Annotated in this window: 15 protein-coding genes; 14 read left to right on the top strand and 1 reads right to left on the bottom strand. The window is 38.1% G+C overall.

What is annotated here, in order from left to right; genetic code table 11:
- The first annotated feature begins 62 nt into the window (after positions 1-62).
- The 12 genes from J8L85_RS14390 to J8L85_RS14445 all read left to right on the top strand — a co-directional run bounded on the left by J8L85_RS14390 (position 63) and on the right by J8L85_RS14445 (position 14878).
- On the top strand, positions 63-1715 hold the full coding sequence (locus J8L85_RS14390) for an Ig-like domain-containing protein (RefSeq protein ID WP_211018421.1): 1653 nt from the start codon (positions 63-65) through the stop codon (positions 1713-1715).
- Between the two features lie 324 nt (positions 1716-2039).
- The gene (locus tag J8L85_RS14395) at positions 2040-3164 is read left to right on the top strand and encodes an O-antigen ligase family protein (protein ID WP_211018422.1); all 1125 of its coding nucleotides are present in this window, start codon (positions 2040-2042) and stop codon (positions 3162-3164) included.
- Between the two features lie 53 nt (positions 3165-3217).
- Positions 3218-4312 carry a glycosyltransferase family 4 protein gene (locus tag J8L85_RS14400; protein ID WP_211018423.1) on the top strand — a complete coding sequence of 365 codons (1095 nt, stop codon included), beginning with the start codon at positions 3218-3220 and terminating at the stop codon, positions 4310-4312.
- Positions 4313-4394: 82 nt separating this feature from the next.
- Complete coding sequence (gene asnB, locus J8L85_RS14405) at positions 4395-6257, top strand: asparagine synthase (glutamine-hydrolyzing) (protein WP_211018424.1); 1863 nt, start codon at positions 4395-4397, stop codon at positions 6255-6257.
- Positions 6258-6259: 2 nt separating this feature from the next.
- Positions 6260-7150 carry an ATP-grasp fold amidoligase family protein gene (locus tag J8L85_RS14410; protein WP_211018425.1) on the top strand — a complete coding sequence of 297 codons (891 nt, stop codon included), beginning with the start codon at positions 6260-6262 and terminating at the stop codon, positions 7148-7150.
- 39 nt (positions 7151-7189) lie between these two features.
- Positions 7190-8287: a sugar-transfer associated ATP-grasp domain-containing protein gene (locus J8L85_RS14415; protein WP_211018426.1), complete on the top strand. Its 1098-nt coding sequence runs from the start codon at positions 7190-7192 to the stop codon at positions 8285-8287.
- A 58-nt stretch (positions 8288-8345) separates the two neighbouring features.
- The gene (locus J8L85_RS14420) at positions 8346-9425 is read left to right on the top strand and encodes a glycosyltransferase (RefSeq protein WP_211018427.1); all 1080 of its coding nucleotides are present in this window, start codon (positions 8346-8348) and stop codon (positions 9423-9425) included.
- Position 9426: 1 nt separating this feature from the next.
- A complete protein-coding gene (locus J8L85_RS14425) occupies positions 9427-10575 on the top strand; it encodes a glycosyltransferase (protein WP_211018428.1) in 1149 nt (382 codons plus the stop codon).
- Positions 10576-10582: 7 nt separating this feature from the next.
- Positions 10583-11764, top strand: coding sequence for a glycosyltransferase family 4 protein (locus tag J8L85_RS14430; RefSeq protein ID WP_211018431.1), 1182 nt, complete (start codon positions 10583-10585; stop codon positions 11762-11764).
- Positions 11765-11895: 131 nt separating this feature from the next.
- Positions 11896-13005, top strand: coding sequence for a hypothetical protein (locus J8L85_RS14435; protein WP_211018433.1), 1110 nt, complete (start codon positions 11896-11898; stop codon positions 13003-13005).
- An 89-nt stretch (positions 13006-13094) separates the two neighbouring features.
- Positions 13095-13742, top strand: a complete 648-nt coding sequence (locus J8L85_RS14440; RefSeq protein WP_348771767.1) for a sugar transferase — start codon at positions 13095-13097, stop codon at positions 13740-13742.
- 2 nt (positions 13743-13744) lie between these two features.
- Entirely contained in the window at positions 13745-14878 is a 1134-nt protein-coding gene (locus J8L85_RS14445) for a glycosyltransferase family 4 protein (RefSeq protein WP_211018437.1), read from the top strand.
- A 38-nt stretch (positions 14879-14916) separates the two neighbouring features.
- On the opposite strand, the gene J8L85_RS14450 is transcribed toward J8L85_RS14445, so the two are convergent.
- Positions 14917-16023: a GNAT family N-acetyltransferase gene (locus tag J8L85_RS14450; protein ID WP_211018439.1), complete on the bottom strand. Its 1107-nt coding sequence runs from the start codon at positions 16021-16023 to the stop codon at positions 14917-14919.
- A gap of 412 nt (positions 16024-16435) precedes the next feature.
- On the opposite strand from J8L85_RS14450, the gene J8L85_RS14455 reads away from it, so the two are divergent.
- Entirely contained in the window at positions 16436-21112 is a 4677-nt protein-coding gene (locus tag J8L85_RS14455; RefSeq protein ID WP_211018441.1) for a PQQ-dependent sugar dehydrogenase, read from the top strand.
- A 194-nt stretch (positions 21113-21306) separates the two neighbouring features.
- Complete coding sequence (locus tag J8L85_RS14460) at positions 21307-22164, top strand: class I SAM-dependent methyltransferase (RefSeq protein WP_211018442.1); 858 nt, start codon at positions 21307-21309, stop codon at positions 22162-22164.
- Positions 22165-22195: the final 31 nt, after the last annotated feature.

The following is a 22195-nucleotide window of genomic DNA, read 5'->3' on the forward strand; positions in this document are numbered from 1 at the left end:
GTGCAGTTCATTTAAACAAATTCTACCTACTTATGTGCCCATCTAAAAACCCTCTCTATAAAGTGTCCCTATTATTACTTGTCCTCGTTTCGTTGTTTTCATGTAGCAAGGATGCGGATCTGTTATCGGAATATGTAATTGCTTCCGATAATGACCTTGAAAGCATTGCCCTTCTACTGGACGATAATTTTTTTATGGCCCCAGGGCAAGATGCCATTGTCATGGATGTATTGAACAACGATACCTTTAGTCCCGATGCGGATGTTGCCATCGTAGGCACTTCTACCCCGAGCAATGGGGATGTCACCATCAACGAGGACAATACCTTGACCTACACCCCCAATACCGAAGAAGAGAGTACCGAAGAACCCGTAGAAGATAATTTCACCTATACTACCGAAGTAACTACCGAAGACAACACCACGTATCGAGAAGAAGCTACGGTAACCATTTCGTCCTCGGATATGGGCGAATTATTGGCCTTCCCGAGCGCCCAAGGCTTTGGTAAATACACCACTGGAGGCCGTGGAGGTAAGGTTATTCATGTCACCAATTTAAATGATAGCGGATCGGGCAGTCTTCGGAATGCCATAGAACAAAAAGGAGCAAGAACCATTGTTTTTGATGTTGGGGGAGATATTTATTTAACTAGTACACAATTAAATATAGGGAGTTCTAATGGAGACCTTACCATAGCGGGTGAAACTGCACCCTTTCCTGGTATCACCATCAGAGGAGACAAAATTTCTAGTGCTAGTTTTGGAGCCACCATTAACATATCTGGCAGCAATGTTATTATACGTTATATATCCGTAAGGGAAAACAATAACAATAAAACGGATAATGATGCCATAAGACTTAGAAATGATGTGGGCATGAACAATATAATCATAGATCATGTTAGTATGTCAAATGGCAGTGATGAAAATTTCTCCGTTCAAGGAGTTAGCGATGTTACTATTCAAAATTGTATGATTACCAATACCGATACCAACTATACCTTCCTTTTCGGAATAAAAAATTACAATTTTACTTTTATAGGTAACTATATATCACATTCTGTAGAACGTAATATTTTAGTAGGTTATGGTTTAAACGGAGAAACTTCCGAATGGATAAACAACATCGTTTATGGTTATGAGGGAGGAATGAATATGGTATATGGAAACAATTTGGACGTTCTTGGCAATATTTACAAGGCTTTTATTAACAATACTCCAGATTATACTACCATCGAATGGAATCCCAACCAATATAACAACCCGAATGGCTCCATAACAGATGGTTCCTTTTACCTCAGTGATAACCATCAATTAAATCCACATCAATATGGTTTATACAATAGCCGAGCTTTAGATTACCAAAATAGCAGTAGGGTAATTACCAATAGTACTATCTCCACATGGGCAACTTCGGTACAAGATATTGAAGCTCGAGTATTTGGAGACAAACTTCCCGGCAATAGTCTGTACCAAGACAGTATGGACGAACAGGCAATATCAGACTATTTTAACAATACGGGTAGTTTTGGTTCTTTAAACGTACCCAATAAGGAAAGTACCTCAAGGCCTTCCGATTATGACACCGACAACGATGGTATGGCCGATGCCTGGGAAAGAGCCATGTACGGGGATTTATCGAAAACGGCCAACGGAGATGAAGATGGCGACGGCTACACAAATTTGGAGGCATTTCTATACTCCCTAGTTCAATAATATAAATTTATTTTACCCGTTAATAGAAAAGACGTTCTTTTGAACGTCTTTTTGCTGTTATACGATTTTTTTATAGGAGATTTGCAACAAGCAACTTAATGGGCTAATAATATATGAGGACAATACTAAAATCGTTCTATCAAAATACGGAAATCGGCTTTTACTTCATTCAATCTTTTCTCTAGACATCTCAATTCTTATTTCATAAAAAAATATTTGTCTAAAGAGAGTTTTATAAAGCCACAATTTATAATTACCTAACTTTGTTACAAAACCACTCTTTCTTATTAAAAAATAAGTATTTAACATATTAGAACCTTTCAAATGCTACTTAAAGCAGTTCGTTATTTCACATTATTTCTAATTATGCTCAACTTTCCAGATTGGGTTTTGGTTAATTTTAATCAAACTATTTCCAGCGCCTTAAGCTATCTATCATTTGGGCTGATGCTACTTTATTTTGTGATGGCAAAAAAATGGAATCTTAATGGCGGCATGGTACTATTGGGCGCTACCTATTTTGGTATATCCAGTTTATCAGGCCAAGAATACATGCCTGAGTTCCTTACCTATACTATTGTTGTTATAAAATATTTTATAATAGTGATAGCCGGCTACTCCGTTATACAGGACACTACTAAAAATGAAATGTTTGTTTTTTTGTTACTAGGTGCAACTACCGTTTTTTTACAAATGTTCGTCTTTTACAACCCATTAAAAGATTATGGGCGTTACAGTGGGTTCTATTTAAATCCAAACTCATTAGGGTTTATTTGTATGATGGGCTATGGCCTTACCTATGGTTTGCAAAAAAAATGGCGAACGCTAGGTCAAATAGCCTTTACCTTTATTGGTTTTTTAACCTTTTCCAGAACATTCATCATAGTATGGCTTTTTATGAACTTATTATCCATACGCCTATCAATAAAAAATATTCGCGTTTTGGCCATAGGGTTAGGATTATTTATAAGTCTATTGATTTTTAATTCCTTCTTACCGAAATCAAACCCACGCTTAGAGGCCATGAGCAACATCTTACAAGGTAAATCAAACAATACCGGCAAGTTAGAAGAAGACAGCAGGACCCAAACCTGGGCCATTTACTACCCTGCCTTAATGGAAAAACCCGTATTTGGTAATGGTTATAATGCCTTTGCTGGTGGTGCCAAAGTATCGCCTGTAGGCCCGCATAATTCCTATATCAAAATTATGGGTGAAGGAGGTATATTTTCTTTGCTTATTCTTCTTATTTTATATGGGTTGTTGCTTAAAAATTCTTGGATTAATTTTATCGAAAAGCCTAGCTTATTTCTGATGACCTTTTCCTTGTGTCTCTACTTGCTGACCAACCATAATTTTTTTGATTCAGGCTATATTCTCTTTTTTACCATGTGGCTACAATATGAAATTTTAAAAAAATCATCTCAAATCAATGTAGAAAAAGAATAAAATTTGTAGCCGCAACAAGGATAAGTTATCCTCATATTCATTAAAAATTACAAATGAAAATAACCTTTGTCATATATGGTTTAAATTCCGGAGGTGCAGAAAGGGCAGTGACAGGCCTTGCTAACTATTGGGTTAAAGACCATGAAATATCTATTATTACATTAGTAAAAACTGCCCCATTTTATGAGTTAGATAAAAATGTAAATTTATTTCATTGTCTGGAGCAACCAAAAACAAGTACAACTGTTTTAAAATCCCTTAAGGATGGTGCTTTACGAATATTAAAATTAAGAAAAACATTAAACAGATTGCAACCAGACGTAGTAGTAAGTTTTATGCTTACCTCCAATATTTATTCCATTTGTGCTTCCAGAGGGCTTAAAATCCCTAGTATTATATGTGAAAGATCAAATCACAATGTGAACAGTTTACCTAAAATTCAAGAATATTTTAGAAATTTAAGTTATCCTTTCTGTTCTTCCCTAATTGTACAAACTGAAGGTAATAAAAACTATTATGAAAAAACTGTACCGAAAGTTCAGAAATGGGTCATCCCCAATGCTATTGCCTCCGAATTAAAATTAGCTAGACAACCCGTTGCCAATTCAGAAAAAATAATCTTAAATGTCGGTAGTTTTAAAAATGGCAAGGCCCAAGATGTTTTAATTCGTGCTTTTGCCCAATTGCCCACATCCGATTGGCGTTTGGTATTTCTAGGACATGGCCCCAATATGGATAAATTTAAAAACTTGGCCCAACAATTGGGAATCGCCGACCGTGTTTCATTTAAAGGGGCACAAAAAGATGTAGCATCTTATTACAACAAAGCGGCCATGTTTGTGTTTACCTCAGAGCACGAAGGTTTTCCCAACGCCCTTTTAGAAGCCCTATACTTTGGGGTACCCAGTATCTCCACGAACTGCCCCCATGGGCCATCGGATATGATTGCCGATGGTGAGAATGGTTTTTTGGTACCTGTTGGTGATGTAAATGCTTTGGCAAAAAAAATGCAACTATTGATGAATAATCCCGAACTACGAGATAAATTTAGCCAAGGCGCCTTGGAATCCACCAAGAAATATGAAATGGAACCCATTGCCCAGCAATGGATGCAGGTGATTACATCGGTGACCTCTAAAACAAATTAATAGCATTGTAAACAATCGAAATGTCGATGTTTCGTTATAGTAGCATAATAAACATCGAACCAAACTCTCTATATCAATATCTATGTGTGGAATCTACGGCACTACGCTTCCTTATAAAAAAGAACAAGTACAAAAAAAGTTGGAACGGACCCAATTCCGTGGACCTGACCAAATGGGTATTTTAACTTACGATAGCCGTATAGGGCCTATTACTTTTGGCCATAACCGACTTAGTATTATCGATTTGGATGCACGGTCTAACCAACCTTTTACCTACCAAGACCAAATACACTTGGTTTTTAATGGGGAAATATACAATTTTAGGGAGCTGCGGGAATCTCTCTCTAAAAAAGGATATGCCTTTACCACCACCAGTGATACCGAAGTGGTAGGGGCCGCCTACCTAGAATATGGTGAAGATTGCGTACAACATTTTAACGGCATGTTCGCCTTTGTTATCTATGATGTAAAAAAACAACACCTGTTTGGGGCCAAGGATCGTTTGGGGCAAAAACCTTTTTACTACCAGATAAGCGACCAGGGTTTTGAATTTTCAAGTCAAATATCGTCGATACAACTTTTTAACGACCGGTTAAGCATTAGTCAAAACAGTATTGAACAGTATTTAGCGTGGAACAGCATACCCCACCCCAATTCCATTTTTAACGAGGTAAAAAAACTGAACGATGGCCATGCCTTTACCTATGACCTAGAATCGAAAGGTTTTAAAGATTGGCGCTACTGGGATATTGCTTTTCCGAAAGCACAGGCCTACCAAGGCTCTTATAAAGATGCCAAAAAGGATTTGGAAGCATTGTTGACCGATGCGGTCGACCACCGTATGATAGCCGACGTTCCTTTAGGCGTATTTTTATCGGGTGGTGTAGATTCGTCCCTAATTGCTGCTTTGGCCGTAAAAAATTCGGAACAAAAGGTAAAGACCTTTTCCGTAAAGTTCAATGAAAAAGGCTTTGACGAAAGTGCCTATGCCCAAAAGGTAGCTGACCACCTACAAACAGACCACCATGTGATTAATTGTGATTATGCAGAGGGTATTGAGCTAATTGAAAATTTTAGCCATTATTATGACGAACCTTTTGCCGATGCTTCTGCCATCCCCTCTATGTTATTGGCAAAGCATACAAAGAAGCAGGTAACGGTGGCCTTATCGGGTGATGGTGCTGATGAAGCTTTCCTCGGATACCGTCGTTACCAGAAATTGGAAAAAATTGAAAACACCCTTAAAGTACCCTATGCACTACGTATGTTAGGCGCTCCCCTCTTAAAGATTTTTCAGAACAATAGATACAACGGGGTAAAGGATATACTACATGCCAAAAGTGCCGGAGAAGCGTATTTAGCCATGATGGCCAATACCAATGCCTCTTGGTTACATATTGACAAACGAGTTTCACAAGTTCAAGAGTTAAAATATTTACTGGAATCCGATAAAAACAGTTTTGAAAGCGCCGGAGATTTTGATCTAAAGACATATTTAAGTTGGGATATTAACACCAAGGTTGATCGTGCCACTATGGCCTATTCATTAGAGGCCAGGTCTCCCTTTTTAGACTACAGGGTCGTAGAAATGGCACAAAGCCTGCCTACTGCTTTTAAGTACCAAAAAGGAAAGCAAAAACGGATTCTAAAAGATATTTTATACGACCATGTTCCCGAAGCCTACTTTGATCGCCCTAAATCGGGTTTTGGAATGCCCTTAAACATCTGGTTTCGTAACGACTTAAAAGATCTGGTGCTTTCGGAGCTTTCAATGAATAACCTAAAAGATATTCCAGGAATCAAACCAGCCGTAGTGACAAAACTAATTGACCAACATATGAATGGTAGCTGGAACCACCATACCATGATATGGAAACTATTGGTACTCAGACAATGGCTAGGATCTGTAGGTAAACCATATTCAATAAAAGGTAATAATTCGTAATTATGAAAAAAGCATTGCAATCACTTTTCGTATTTATACTCCCTTTGATTCCAGACAAACAATTAGTTCAATTGAAGTTTAGATGGCATATGGGCTACTTTCCCAATCTTAAAAACCCATCTACTCTAAACGAAAAAATAAATTGGCTCAAGTTATATGATCGAACTCCCTTGCATACACAATGCTCGGACAAATATTTGGTAAGGGAATACATAAAGGAAAAAATTGGAAATCAGTTTTTAGTCCCTTTATATTTCACCACCACAAATCCAAAAGAGATAACTCCAGAAAATATTTCGGATGTACCATGTATAATTAAGGCAAACCACGATAGTAGTGGGGGTATATTTGTTCATGATAAATCTGAAATTAATTGGGAAGATGTACAAGAGACATTTAAAGAGCGTTTGAAATTAAATTACTATGTAGGGTCTAGGGAATGGCAATATAAAAATATTGAACCAAGAATAATTGTAGAGAAACTGCTACAAGACAAGAATGGCAATATTCCTTTTGATTATAAACTACATTGTTTTAATGGTAAGGTACGCATGATCAGTGTGGATATGGGAAGAGGTACCGACCAACACTATAGAAATTGGTACAATACCAATTGGGAACGCGAAGAATTTAAATGGTCATCTCCCAAGGGCAACGGAAAAAGTACCGACCCCAGCGAAGAAGATGCCGAAAGGCCTACAACACTCAATGAAATGATCCGTCTTTCTGAAATTTTGGCGGAACCTTTTTCATACGTCAGAGTCGACTGGTACGATGTAGACGGAGTTTTATACTTTGGAGAATTGACCTTCCACCATGATGGTGGTTTTAGACCTATCGAACCAAAAATATGGGATAAAAAACTAGGTAACGAATTAAAGTTACCTATATAAAGTAACAACTTTACAACTTAATTTTAAATTAATTAAAAGATGGGTTTTCGAAAATTATTTTATCAATTTATATGGACCGTAAAGTATTTAAGGGTCAAATATGTCTACAATAAAAAAATCGCTCTAATCAACAAAAAAAACAAGTGCGAACAAATCTCTTCATTATATAAGAACAATATTAAAGAGACATTCGGTTTATATGGTTTCAAAAAAATACCCACAGAATGGCATAGGTTTTATACGAATACCATAAAAAAAGAAGATGTTCAGTTTATTCCTGAAATACTATTTTATTCCCGTGTAGAACCATCTTTAAACAATTCAACGATGTATCCTGCTTTGGAGGACAAAAATTTACTGGACAAATTTTTTGATGATTCTTATTTACCAAAATCAATTATAAAAAATATTAATGGTTTTTTTTATGTGAACAATCTTCAAGTTTCAAAGGAAACTGCAATTGAAACATGTGCTAAACATAAATCTATGGTTATAAAACCCTCTATTGGAACAGTAGGAGGAAAAGGTGTCAAGAAGATTGAATTATCAAATAATAGCAGTCAAGAACTAGATACTTTGTTTAACAAATATAAAACTAATTATATAGTACAGGAAATTGTGGAGCAACACCCTCAATTGGCTTTATTGAATAATACCTCATTAAATACCATTAGAATCATTACCTATATGAGACAAGAAGAAGTGATTCCACTATCTGCGGTTATTAGAATTGGCAGAGCGGGTTCCTTTACTGATAATTTAACTTCCGGAGGTTATGCTTGCGGTATTAACGAAAATGGAGAGTTGCGTGTACGCGCATTTGACACTTATGGCAAGGGATATTCTAAAACTGATAATGGTACCATTCTTGAAAATTTTCAAATTCCGTGTTTTGATTCGATAATTTCTAGTGTTAAAGAGCAACATCAAAACATGCCCCATTTTAAGTTAATTTCTTGGGACATTGCTATAAATAACAAATCAGAAGTTATTATTGTCGAATTTAATGCTATGGGACAAGATATAAATCTGCATCAAATGTGTAATGGTCCTCTATTTGGAAAATATTTTGATGAAATTCTCAACATCACCAAAAATTATGACCCATTAAAGCATCTTATTGAATACGGCGGTTAACAAAATTGACAACTACTTAATTTAAAGATAATTATAGTATTTTATTTTTAACATTTACATGAATAAACCTATAAAAATAACATTTGTTTTGCCTACTCTACAGGCTGGTGGAGCCGAACGTGTAGTCTCATATATAGCTCAAAATATCAACAAAAAACTTTTTGAAGTAACATTAGTAGTTACCGGAAGTAAAGATGACACCTCCTATGAATTAGAATCTCTTAAAATCGTTTATTTAAACAAGAAAAAGGTACGTTTTGCAGTACTTTCCCTAATTTTTCAATTTATTAGAAACCCTTCGGACATTATCTTTAGTTCATTATCCCATTTAAATACCATAATTTCATTTATATCGATTTTATTCCCAAAGAAAATATTTATTGCTAGAGAAACCTACATACGTTCAAACACCCCTGGCTATAAACCATTCGAAAAAGGTAAAATTGATAAATTTATTGAATCAAGAAGTTTTAAACTTTTTGATTACGTCATTTGCCAATCGCAAGATATGCTGAACGACACTAAAAGTGAGTTCAACATAAATGATGAAAAATTAAAAATTATACAAAACCCTATTACTGATGGATTTTGTTTAAAAGATAATATGAGCGATAATAATGCTATATCTTACAAATTCATAACGGTTGGAAGACTGGCCGCAATCAAGGGTCATTTAAGATTACTAAAAGTCCTCTCAAAATTTAAAAAGCCTTTTAAATATACTCTTATAGGGGACGGTCCTTTAAAAACAGAAATATTAGAAAGGGCAAAAGAACTAGGTATTTTAGAAAAGATAGATTTTATACCCTTTTCTAAAAATGTTAGAGATTATTTAAGTAAATCAGATTACTTTTTACAAGGATCTTACACAGAAGGATTTCCAAATGCTTTATTAGAAAGTTGTGCCGTTGGAACACCCGTAATAGCTTTTAGTGCTAGGGGAGGCACAAAAGAAATTATAGAAAATGGGGTAAATGGTTATTTGGTAAATACCGAAGAGGAGTTTTTAGATCGTTTAAACAACCTTCCAGAGCTAGACCCCAAAGAAGTATCACAATCGGTCTATAACAAATTTGATAAAGCCATAATTCTGAAAAAATATGAAGATTTTTTCATGGAAGCCGTAAAAAACAAATAAGATGGAGAAACATCAAAAAATTTCCATATTCATTTATTCGATGGATGGCGGAGGCGCAGAACGTGTTATGTCCTATTTACTCCCCTATTTAAAAAACAAAGGCCATGATGTAGTCTTGGTGCTTATGAACGATACAATGGCCTATTCGATACCAGAGGATGTGCCTATTTACTATCTTGAAAAATCGAAAGGAGACGAACCCGGCATCTTCAAATTTCTAAAGCTTCCGTGGTTGGCGTGGAAATATGCCCGTTTGTTAAAACGCCTACAAATTACCCATTCCTTTAGTCTTTTAACAAGACCTTGTTACATTAATATTATGGCCCGTTGGTTTACAAACCATCCCTATAAACTAATGGTCAGTGAACGTAATTACCCAAGTTTACAGTACGGTTATGGCGATGCTCAAAGTAAAATCAACACATTTTTGGTAAAAAAACTATATCCGAAGGCAGATATGGTGATCAGCAATGCAAAAGCCAGTGCTGAAGACCTGGTACAAAATTTTAACGTTGCCCCCGAAAAAACAAGGGTCATCTATAACCCTATTGACCTTGAAAAAATTAACGCCATCACACCCGTTACAAATTTCTTTGATGCTAGTTATACCAACCTTGTTAGTGTAGGTAGATTACAAATAGTGAAAAATCAAAAAATTTTAATAGAAGCCGTAGCGCCGTTCGAAAAAGTACGCCTCTATATTTTTGGTGAAGGGGAATTAAGACCGGAACTGGAACAACAAATAGCCGACCTTGGTTTAGAAAACCGTGTATTCTTAATGGGGTTTGAGTCTAATCCATTTCAATACCTAAAAAGTGCCGATTTTTTTATTTTTGGCTCTATACACGAAGGTTTCCCTAATGTTTTATTAGAAGCTATGTGCTGCGGTCTTCCCATTCTAACCACCAACTGTAAGTCGGGACCGGACGAAATTATGGAACTGGAACACCCAAAAACAGACGATATAATGATTACCGATTACGGGATACTGACCCCGGTGGGCAATGTGGATCTATTAAAAAAAGGACTGGCCTATTGTTTGGAGCATCCTGCTTTTTTAGATAATTGTCGCGTACGTGTGAAAGAACGCATTCAAAATTTTGAAAGGGAACCTATTTTAGAATCTTATACCCATCATATTCTATCATAACCATTCTATGAAAGATCAAAAACACCCCCATAAAAAGAAAAAAGTAATTCGCACAGCTGCCCTATCGGGTTCTCTGTACATACTTCTTGAGGGCCAATTACGTTTCTTGAACCAATACTATGATATATTGGCCATTGGTTCAGATGATGAAGACCGGTATTTGGAGAAAATGGAGCAGCGCGAGGGCATTAGAACCAAAGAAGTTACCATAGAAAGAAAAATAAATATTGTACAAGATTTGGTTTCGTTGTACCGTCTGTATTGGGTCTTTAGAAAAGAAAAACCCTTTATGGTACATAGTATTACACCCAAGGCCGGACTATTGACCATGATGGCGGCGTACTTGGCCCGTGTACCTAAAAGAGCCCATACCTTTACAGGGTTAATTTTCCCTACCCAAACCGGGGCAATGAAAAAACTGTTGCTCTTCTTTGATAAACTTATCTGTAGGTTCGCCACCCATGTTTACCCAGAGGGCAATGGTGTTAAAAATGACCTATTGGCATATAAAGTAACCAAAAAGCCCCTAAAAATAATTGCCAACGGAAATGTAAACGGAATCGATCTTGATAAATTCGACCCTACACTTTTTTCAGAGGAAGAGAACATACAATTGCGCAAAAGCATTGGCATAAACGAAAGCGATATATTGTTTATCTACATTGGTAGATTGGTAAACGATAAAGGCGTAAACGAACTGGCCTATGCCTTTGGCGAGCTTTGTAACAAACACTCCAATGTCAAATTAATGTTGGTAGGTTCGTATGAGGGCGAAACCGACCTTTTACCCAGTAGCACCTGGGAAAAAATAAAAGCGAACAAGGCTATTCATTATGTAGGCCACCAAGACGATGTACGCCCTTATTTGGCCATTTCGGATGCATTGGTATTTCCTAGTTACCGAGAAGGTTTCCCTAACGTTGTATTAGAAGCCGGAGCCATGGGTTTACCGGCCTTGGTTACCGATATAAATGGCAGCAATGAAATTGTTATAGAAGGAAAAAATGGATTGATCATTCCCTCAAAAGATGAAAAATCACTCCTAAATGCCATGGAAAATCTATTGACCAATGATGAACTAAGAACGCAATTGGCTCAAAATGCCCGTCACATGATTTCATCAAGATTTAATAAAGATGATGTTTGGGCCGCTATACTTAAAGAATACCAAACTATTGAAAACGAGTAAAATACACTATAACCCAAGCAAAAAACAGTACTTTTAGCATAAAAACATCTAAAACGACTCCTTTTAACCATAATATCAGAACTTCTTCGAATTCTGAATTTACTTTCACCTGTTTTTGGTTTCTTTGAATTATGCAAAAAAGTATCATAGGTTATGGCTCTATCTTCCATAAAGAAGATCCTATCCAGTTTACTAAAGAATCGGATAGCTCGTTCTTAGGAGAACACCAACTTTTCTATGCCGGGCGTTATGCCATAAAACATATTATTCATGGCATTGCGAGACATAAGAAGATAGCAACTATTTGGTTGCCGAATTATTACTGTCCCTTTGTAAAAAAATGGCTAGAACAAGAATTCAACAGCATAAAATATTATGATGTAGACCCTTTTGATGCGGATGTAGAAATTGCTTGGTCTTCCTTTTCTTCTTCAGATGTTGTTTTGGCAAACAATTATTGGGGAATTAAACAATTTACCATACCCGAAGGAAAAAGACCAACGATCATAGAAGATCACTCACACGGTTGGTTGTCTAAAGGGTGTATAGAAAGTAAGGCCGATTTTTGCATTGCATCGCTACGAAAAACAATTCCCGTGCCATTAGGTGGTATTGCCTGGAAGCCCAAAACCAGTTCCTGTTCCATTCCTATGCCCTTAATGGAGAATAAAGAACTTAACGCAGAGAACCCCATGGTAATGGCGTGGAATTATATAGATAAGGCCATGACCAAAAAAGCGGTTTGCGAACACCAAAACCAAAAAGAGGAATTTTTGTCGGCCTATGGTGAAGGAGAAATGCTACTGCGAAACACGCAGGCCATATATCCACTTAAAAAACAACACGAGGCAATAATTCGTAACTTCCTTTTTAAAGATTATAACGCCTATAAAAAGAGACATTTGGCACTTATTGAAACGAAACTAACGCCTTCTAATATGTTCAAGGTGGTTTCTTCTAAAAACAATGTTCCGTTCGGGTTATTAGTAGCTTTTAAGGATAGGGAAATGTTGAACGATTTTAAACAACACCTAATTTCAAACGACATATACCCGGCAGAACTTTGGCCCCAAAACCAAATAGCCCAAGAATACAAGTATCTATTGAATGTGCATATAGATTATCGTTATAACGAACAAGACCTGTCATATTTCGCAGAAATAATCAATAAATGGCAGCCACAAACACTCTTTATGGACTCGCAGGACGACTCGGGAACAAAATCGGTACTGTCTAAATAACGGAGTCCCTATCCTTAAGTTTTCATACTAACAAAATAATCGATTAACTTAGCCGTTCACCAGTATAGCGAATAACACATACCTTAATGATCTATAAGAATTATTTTAAGAGACCATTGGATTTTATGATGGCTCTTGGAGGACTCATTGTTCTCTCCCCCATACTATTGATTGCTATTATAGTTTTAGCCATAAGCTTTCGTGGAAATCCGTTTTTTACACAAAGACGCCCAGGTAAAAATGAAAAAATATTTTCAGTTCTAAAACTGAAGACCATGACCAATAAAAAGGATGCCTCGGGAAACTTGCTACCCGATTCTGAACGCTTGACCCCCATGGGGATTTTTATACGTAAGACATCTATCGATGAATTACCTCAGTTGATAAACGTGCTTAAGGGCGATATGAGCTTAATTGGCCCTAGACCACTGTTAATCAGATATTTACCGTACCATACCGAAGAAGAAAGAAGACGTTTTTCTATACGCCCGGGAATTACGGGACTGGCACAAATTTCAGGTAGAAATTTCATCACATGGGAAGATAGGTTTGCCAAAGATGTAGAGTACGTAGACAACCTAACATTTGCCATGGACGCCAAAATTTTTTGGGAGACACTAAAGAAAGTGATTTCCTCGGATGATATCGAGGTCGATCCTCAATCTAATCCTCAAATGGAGTTTTTAGATGTTGAACGTAGTTCTTGGGAACAGTTTAAACACGTTAAAAAACAATAGCCATGAAAATTGTATTTATTGTAATGCGATTTGGCAAAGATGGCCTAGCTACCAACATTTTGGACCTTACACGAGGTTTGGTGCACAAAGGGCATGAATTACATATTATCACCAGTGGTTTTAAAAGCATTGCTTCTGACGACTACACCTTTTTTGAAAAACTAAAAACCGAGTTCAATACCCTTGGTGTTCAACTCCATTATTTTAAAGAACCTTCTGGCAACGCCTTAAAAAAAGGATTTGGTTCTATTGCAAGCCTTGTTAAAATAAGTTCTTTACTGGTACAATTGAAGGCCGATGTTATTCATTGCCATTCTCCGAACCTGACTTTTATTCCGTGGCTCTTACGTAAAAAATATGTGTCTACGGTACATGCAGATACCATACGGCCCAATGCCCGATACAAACACCCTAATTTATTGATCGCCGTAAGTAAAGGGTCTCAAGAATTTACGGAAACTGTAATGGGGTCGCCATCAGAAAGTATTAGAATGGTCTATCATGGTATCTCCGACAGATTTGCAAATGAAATACCCCAAGAGGACCTAAAAGCCCTAAAAATAAAAAACGGGATTCCTACCAATAAATTAATAATAGGGTTTGTTGGAAGAATTTCAGAAATGAAGGGCACCGATATTCTAATGGAAGCCATAGGCAAATACCTGCCCGGTCCATTAAAAGAAAAGATTCATATTGTACTGGTAGGCGATTACCTTAACAAGGACAAAGAGCAATGGTTAGAAAATATGTTGCAAGAAAATCAATTGCAAGATATGGTTACCGTCTTATCCTTTCAAGACCCAAAGCCCTTTTATCAGTTATTTGATGTTTTTGTGTTGCCATCACGTTCAGATACTTTTGGTTTGGTAGCGGTAGAAGCCATGATGAGCGGTTGTTGTACCATACGTGCCAATTCTAACGGTGCTTATGATCAAATAGACGATGGGGTCAACGGAATGATCTTCCCTATGGAAGATGCCCAACAATTGGGACAAAAACTGGCACAAGTACTTTCTGACGAAAATTTACGGGAAACCTTGGCAAAAAAAGGAAAAGAAAAAGCTTTGGCCAATTTTACACACAAACAAATGATCGATAATACCTTAAAGGTATACGAAGAACTTGTGAGCATGTAGCCAAGGCCATATATTTTTTAACAACCTGTAAACTAAAACTACCTGTTGTTTTCCCTATACTTGGGAAAAAAGCCCTCTCTTACATTTTCTATGGCCGCACGGTCATCGTCCACGGTTACCCCAGACAGTTTTAAGCATTCCAAATATTGTTCCGGCATCACAATTTTTCTACCGGTATAAAAATCGATATCATCATCAAAAGGGAAGTATTTCTTCTTGTACAGATATAGCTTGTCTTCCTTGCCATTAGACAGCCCACCGCCGATCAGATAATATTTGAGTCCTTCTTCATTGGCCCATTTAACGGCACTGATCTTTAAAAATTCATTAGGCCTCAATTTAAAATAATCGGAATCGGTTCCTCCCAAAAAGGAATACATAGTAGCTTCCGAAATCAAGAAAAGTTCTGTAGAGATCGGAGTGCCGTCTTTATAGACCAATCCGATAGCGCATTTTTCTTGATTATGCTTCCAAAATTCAACAAAATACTCCAATGGATGATAAAAAGAGTCAATAGCATCCCTCCTATCCATAGTACCTATATATACCTGATAAAAGTCCTTTATCTCTTTCTCGGTAATATCTTTATAAAAAAGCTTAAATTCTAAACCGGTCTTCTCGGCTTTACGAAATTGGTTTCTGGTATTGGATTTTAGATTGGACCAAAAAAGCTCCCAATCTGTAATATCTCCTTTCACATTTAATAAAGAATGTACCGCCTCCCCAGAATAATACTTATAATTATCAAAGAAATTAAACCGTAAGAATTCCGACACTACGTTGTTTTCCTTATACCACTCGTCTACAAACTTCCAAAACTCAACAATCAGATCCTCTGAAATACCCTCTTTAAAAAAAGGTCCGTTATAACCCCATGGGCTACTGACATCTTTAAAACCCGTATCCTTATCCTCAAAGATTATTTTTCTAAGAAAAAATGGCATTACGGCAATAACTTGATCATTTGAAGACCTAAAAACAAAAAAGTTCAAACGTTGTTGTTCGTTTTGCCCACTATTCAATAGTTCATAACAGTAGTATGCACTTTCACAACCTACTTCATTCAAAGCCTTTTTATAAAGTGCCGTATGCTGGTTGTTATCGAACGAATAATTATTTAGTGTAAAAGTCTGTGTAGACTGCATGTTTATATGTTTTGTGAAATAGAACGCATATTAGTTCAAAGAATTGTTTTTTTTGTCTACAAAAATTATTCTTGAATTAAACTTTGTTCCTCGTTTTAAAGTCAACAAAAATACGCTAAAGACGCCAGATTCAGAATCCTGTTCACTCATATTTTTCACTTCAAATGACAATAAAAAGTTGAAACAAAAAAACTTAGCTCAAAACAATGATACGACCTAACATTCTTTCCATAAGAATTAGGCAGTCCATTTGTAACTAAAAAACTACACAGATATAAGAATACGTTTACTTTTTTCCAAAATCGGACAAAAGACTAATTTTCAATGACATAATGATATAATTATTATTGTATTTAACTTTTTTTTATCATAATTTCATACCGTTCCCCTTTTAATCTCAAAATACACTAAAATGAGAAAAACCTCTTGGGGAATTATTTTCTTACTTTCATGCGTTTACCTTTATTTTGGTTTTGGTCCGCTCGTAGTTGAGCCAGGTCTAACAAACCCTGAACCCGTAGGCGCATTTTTGAACGGAAAATTTCCTGATGCCTCCGCATCGGATTTGCAATATCAACCTGCCTTTCCAAATATTTCTTTTGATTCTCCATTGACCTTTACAAGTCTTCCTAGTTCAAACAAGTTGGTCGTAGGCCAAAGGAACGGTGAAATATATTGGTTCGAAAATGATAACAATGTTTCTCAGAAAAACCTTTTGCGGAATTTGTCGGATGAAGTGGGCGTAGTTTGGGACGGAGGTTTCTTGGGTCTGGCAGTTCATCCGGAATTTGGACAGGCCGACAAAAACTATTTCTATATATATTACACGACCAAAGATAACCAAGGGCGTGATTACCCAGATGCATTCATCTCTGGTTTTGGTTGCGAGCGAGAAGATTATTGGGGTAATTTTTTAATACTAAAAAGAATTACCGTTGATCCCAACACATTTATATCGGACTCCAACGATGACTTGGTAATGATTAAAATGAGAATGTTCAGTTCTACCCACAGAGGGGGTGGCTTGGTTTTCGGAAACGACGGCTTTCTGTACTTGGCCACGGGAGACCAATCTGCCTATGCAAAACCACAAAATATTACGACCAATTTAGATGGCGGAGTATTGAGAATCGATGTTGACCAAGATCCATCAAAAAGCCATGCTCCTACCAGAACATTTACAGAAGACGGGCGTTTTTCAGACGAGATATCCGGCATCGGTTATGGAATTCCGAATGACAATCCCTTCTTGAGTCCGGATGGAAGTAATTTTGAGGAATATTACACGATCGGACATAGAAATCCCCATAGAATGACCAAAGATAGGGTTACAGGAGATTTTTATATCGGTGAAATAGGAGAAAGTAGACACGAGGAAATAAATAAATTGGAAGTCGGCAAAAATTATGGCTGGCCGGTTTACGAAGGAAATTACTTTAGGGGAACACAATGTGTAGATTTATTAGATAATATGCCACATAAAGCCCCTTTATTGGCTTTTTCAAGATCAGAAGCCAACGCCCTCATCGGTGGTTATGTCTATAGGGGCGATAACATGCCAGACTATTACGGTAAATATATCTGTGCCGATTATGGTGTCGGAGAAGAAATATGGGCAGTGGACACAAATACTGGCGACTATGAAATAATAACGCAATTTTCACCCACCAATATCATGTCGTTCGGTGAAGATAATAATGGAGAATTATACCTTTTAAGTCAAGGAGACAATGTTACCTTATATAAATTGGGGCAAGAAAGCTCCCTTTCGGGATCCATGCCTCCATCATTGTCCAGCACCGAGGCATTTGAAGACCTTGAAAATATGGAGCCAAGTACAGGACTGGTTCCTTACGAGCTTATAGAATCTTTTTGGTCGGACGGAGCACAAAAAAAACGATGGATGGCCATACCTAATAACGGTACTCACAATACGGCGGCAGAAAAAATTTCGTTTTCAGAAAATGGAGATTGGAATTTTCCCGTAGGTACCGTATTGATTAAGCACTTTGAGCTTCCCATTGATGAGACCGACCCAAACAAGACAAAAAAACTAGAAACCAGGTTCTCGATCAAGGCGAGTAATGGTTCGTTCTATTTTGCTACCTATAAATGGAACGAGCAAGAAACGGACGCCTATCTTCTAGAAACCGGTTTGGAAGAGGATATTCCTATAAAAAAAGCAAATGGAAGTACTGCATTTCAAAAATGGACCTACCCATCCAACCAAGATTGTATTGCCTGTCACAGCCCTGCAACCGGGGGCACTTTAGGACCTAGAACCCGATATTTAAATTCAGATTACACCTATGAAAAATCGGGGGTAACCTCTAATCAATTAGTAACCTTGAGCCATCTTGGAATCTTGGATGAAATAATTGACGATAACAAAACACAACAATACCAGACCTACAAGGCCCTTAATGACAACAATGCCAGTTTAGATGAAAAGGCAAGGTCTTATCTAGATCTAAACTGTGCTTACTGTCACAGACCGGGAAGCACCGGCGACAGAGCTCAATTTGACCTTAGATTGTTTAATGACCTGCAACAAACAAATTTATTAACGGCCGGGGTCAACACCCCCCTCGGTATTAGTGGTGAAAAAATTCTATATGCCGGAGATGCCGACAAATCTATTCTATATCATAGAATAAATAGCGCCGATCCAACAATTATGATGCCGCCAATTGCCAAAAACAAAGTGCATGGCGAAGCGGTACAATTAATAGAGGATTGGATCAATCAAATGGGATCACCTTCCACTCCCCCGAATACCGGTGACTATAGAATCGTAAACCACACAACGGGAAATACCCTTCAAGTATCGAATGCAGGACAAAATGATCGTGCCAACATTGCCGCAGGTGCTTATAACGAACTCGACAACGAACACTTTGCCCTCGAAGATGCAGGGGACGGTTTCTATCAATTTAGAGCACTTCATAGTGGTAGATATATAGATGTTGAAATGGGCAACACTGCCCCCGACACCAATGTTTGGCAATATGTAGGTAACAGTACGGACGCACAACTCTGGCAAATATTGCATGCAGGTAACGATTCTTTTTATATCGTCAGCAAACTTTCTGGGTATTACCTAGGGGAAAACCCCGATGGAAATGTTGCCGTACTACAAAACAATGATGGCAATGCCATACGTTGGAAATTTCTTCCTATGGGCGCAGTGCCAGATACGGGCATAGCATTACAAACCACGGCTATATCTACTTCGGAAGATGGCAGCGCTGACAATGTTGACATTAATTTAACTGCTGCTCCCGTAGAGGATGTTGTTTTACTGGTTGCTGGTAGTAACAATACCGATGAATACACAATTTCCCCATCGGAAATTACTTTCTCTTCTTCTAATTGGGATGTTCCCCAGACAATTACCATAACCGGTGCAGACGACTCTGAAGCAGATGGAAACCAGCCGTATACCATAGATATTTCCGTTGATGACTCTAGAAGTGATAGTAGTTACCATGGACTGTCCGTTGCCATAAATGGAACCAATATAGACGATGACGGTACCTGCAACGGCACCTTGGTGGACGTGACCGATCCCGTAGGAAGCGGCGACATCACCTCAAGGGACGACTTCATACCCAAGGAGGACAGGTTCAAGGCATTCGACAACAGGAAGGAAAGGGGCGATTTCAGCAAATGGCTCGATGCCGGGGGAATACCCGGACCGGCCGACCCCAGTTGGATACAGATCGTAATGGAACAGCCAAAAAGGGTCGAGGCCATCGTGATCACCAGTGCCAACGACGAGATAGGAAGGGACCCCGAGGACTTCAGGCTCATGGGATCCAACGGAGGCGCGTTCACCGAACTGGGCAGCTGGAGCGCACAGCAGTTCGACCAGAGGTACCAATCAAGGACATTCGAGGTCGCCAACCCAGGAACATACGCACAGTACAGGCTCGAGATAACAAAGAACCGGGGCGACCTGGAGATGACACAGCTCGCGGAGATCGAACTATTGGGGTGCGAGCCCTCCTCCAACGTGGAGATAGCGGTGACCGGTGTCGCCCTGTCCCCTACCGAAATGGAAATGGAAATCGGCGATACCGTTCAGCTGACCGCCACCCTGTCGCCCGATAATGCCACAAATACCGAAATAACCTGGGAAAGCCAGGACAACGCCATAGCGGAAGTGGACACCAACGGAAACGTTACCGCTCAGGCCACCGGTACCACCAACATTACCGTGACCACCGATGACGGGAACTTTACAGATACCGCAACGGTCACCGTACGGGAACCCGTCGTGGACGACGGTACCTGCAACGGCACCTTGGTGGACGTGACCGACCCCGTGGGAAGCGGCGACATCACCTCAAGGGACGACTTCATACCCAAGGAGGACAGGTTCAAGGCATTCGACAACAGGAAGGAAAGGAGCGATTTCAGCAAATGGCTCGATGCCGGGGGAATACCCGGACCGGCCGACCCCAGTTGGATACAGATCGTAATGGAACAGCCAAAAAGGGTCGAGGCCATCGTGATCACCAGTGCCAACGACGAGATAGGAAGGGACCCCGAGGACTTCAGGCTCATGGGATCCAACGGAGGCGCGTTCACCGAACTGGGCAGCTGGAGCGCACAGCAGTTCGACCAGAGATACCAGTCAAGGACATTCGAGGTCGCCAACCCAGGAACATACGCACAGTACAGGCTCGAGATAACAAAAAACCGGGGCGACCTGGAGATGACACAGCTCGCGGAAATCGAACTATTGGGGTGCGACCAAAATGAACCAAGTGCCGTTGGTCTATACTCTAAATTAGAATTCGACAATGTTTACCCTGAGAACGATAGCTTTATAATTGCACCGAACCCTGTAGGTGAAGCTAGAAATATCTCGCTTCAATTAACAAGTTCATTAACAAACAAAGAAGTGGCCGTTACGGTGTATAGTATGGAAGGAAAATTGGTTCATTCCTCTAAATTCATGAATAATGAAGGAATATCTGAACATTACATTCAACTGGATCGTAGCCTACCCCCGGGAATTTACATAATGGAGCTAAGAAACAATACGAATGAGAGGTATAGAAAAAAAATCATATTAAAATAGGCCCAATAACATACAAACTCTTTTAATAGCTTTTATACGGACTTTTAAATTTTAACGAGAAATTTTAAATGAATATAGCCTATAGAACACTAAAGTAAATTCATTAAAATGAACTTTACATAAAACCTTAAAAGTTCGCCCCTTAAAACAGAGATAATAGTTACTCATATGTTTTAATTGTACAACCATAGATTATGAAGCGTAAATTAAGAGACCTTATTGTTTACATATTAACACGTACACTAGGCAGGTGGCTTGTATATCTAAACCCTAAAAAAGCAACAGAATTAATAGAAAAAGGAATTACAAACCTAAGAAATACAAGTCGCTTAAATTGGAAAGAAAAATTAATGAGAAGGGCTATTCTATATACGGCCAAGAAGAAAGAAGATGTAGAATCCTTAGAAAAATTTCATCGTAATTATTGGGCAAACCATGGACATGATTTTTTTGCTTCGACAGAGAATCGAATGAAAAATGATTATTTACCCAAATACAAAGCAACATTTGACATTCTTGAGAAAGAACTTTTAAAAGACCCTAAAAAGTACACCGCCATCGTAGAAATTGGAACTGGAGATGGTAGTATTTTAAACTTTTTAAGTGAAAAGTTTCCTCAAATAAATAGAATGGTCGGTATTGATTTAAGTGAAATTCAAATTGAGAAGAACAAAATGAAATTTAAAGAAAACCCCAAATTGAAATTTGTTGCTACGGACGGTTTTGAGTGGGTGAAAGAAAACGGTTCAACAAATATGATTTTTGTAACATTCAGAGGTGTATTGGAATATTTCACGCAACAACGATTACAAGATTTTTTTCACAAACTGAACAGTCTGGGAAAAACGACTTTTTTTGCCGTGGAGCCTAACGGACTTGACCATGACTTTAGTATAAACCCAAATTCTCAAATCTATGGTAATGAATGCGCTTTCTCCCATAATTATGTCAAACTTTTCCAAAATGCAGGATTTAGCATATGGCATCAATCAAAAAAAATTGAAGGCGAACACCCGGATATTACAAGTATTATCGGGGCGAAAAATTTTTAACAAACCCTTTCTACTGTTAACACGTTAAATA

This window comes from Maribacter sp. MMG018 (assembly GCF_018100785.1).
Taxonomy (GTDB): Bacteria; Bacteroidota; Bacteroidia; order Flavobacteriales; family Flavobacteriaceae; genus Maribacter.

Excerpts from the sequence above, each read along its gene's own strand:
- J8L85_RS14410 (WP_211018425.1), top strand. The coding sequence starts at position 6,260 with ATGAAAAAAGCATTGCAATCACTTTTCGTATTTATACTCCCTTTGATT.
- J8L85_RS14435 (WP_211018433.1), top strand. The coding sequence starts at position 11,896 with ATGCAAAAAAGTATCATAGGTTATGGCTCTATCTTCCATAAAGAAGAT.
- J8L85_RS14400 (WP_211018423.1), top strand. The coding sequence starts at position 3,218 with ATGAAAATAACCTTTGTCATATATGGTTTAAATTCCGGAGGTGCAGAA.
- J8L85_RS14460 (WP_211018442.1), top strand. The coding sequence starts at position 21,307 with ATGAAGCGTAAATTAAGAGACCTTATTGTTTACATATTAACACGTACA.
- J8L85_RS14445 (WP_211018437.1), top strand. The coding sequence starts at position 13,745 with ATGAAAATTGTATTTATTGTAATGCGATTTGGCAAAGATGGCCTAGCT.
- J8L85_RS14415 (WP_211018426.1), top strand. The coding sequence starts at position 7,190 with ATGGGTTTTCGAAAATTATTTTATCAATTTATATGGACCGTAAAGTAT.
- J8L85_RS14455 (WP_211018441.1), top strand. The coding sequence starts at position 16,436 with ATGAGAAAAACCTCTTGGGGAATTATTTTCTTACTTTCATGCGTTTAC.
- J8L85_RS14430 (WP_211018431.1), top strand. The coding sequence starts at position 10,583 with ATGAAAGATCAAAAACACCCCCATAAAAAGAAAAAAGTAATTCGCACA.
- J8L85_RS14420 (WP_211018427.1), top strand. The coding sequence starts at position 8,346 with ATGAATAAACCTATAAAAATAACATTTGTTTTGCCTACTCTACAGGCT.
- J8L85_RS14425 (WP_211018428.1), top strand. The coding sequence starts at position 9,427 with ATGGAGAAACATCAAAAAATTTCCATATTCATTTATTCGATGGATGGC.
- J8L85_RS14450 (WP_211018439.1), bottom strand. The coding sequence starts at position 16,023 with ATGCAGTCTACACAGACTTTTACACTAAATAATTATTCGTTCGATAAC.
- asnB (WP_211018424.1), top strand. The coding sequence starts at position 4,395 with ATGTGTGGAATCTACGGCACTACGCTTCCTTATAAAAAAGAACAAGTA.
- J8L85_RS14395 (WP_211018422.1), top strand. The coding sequence starts at position 2,040 with ATGCTACTTAAAGCAGTTCGTTATTTCACATTATTTCTAATTATGCTC.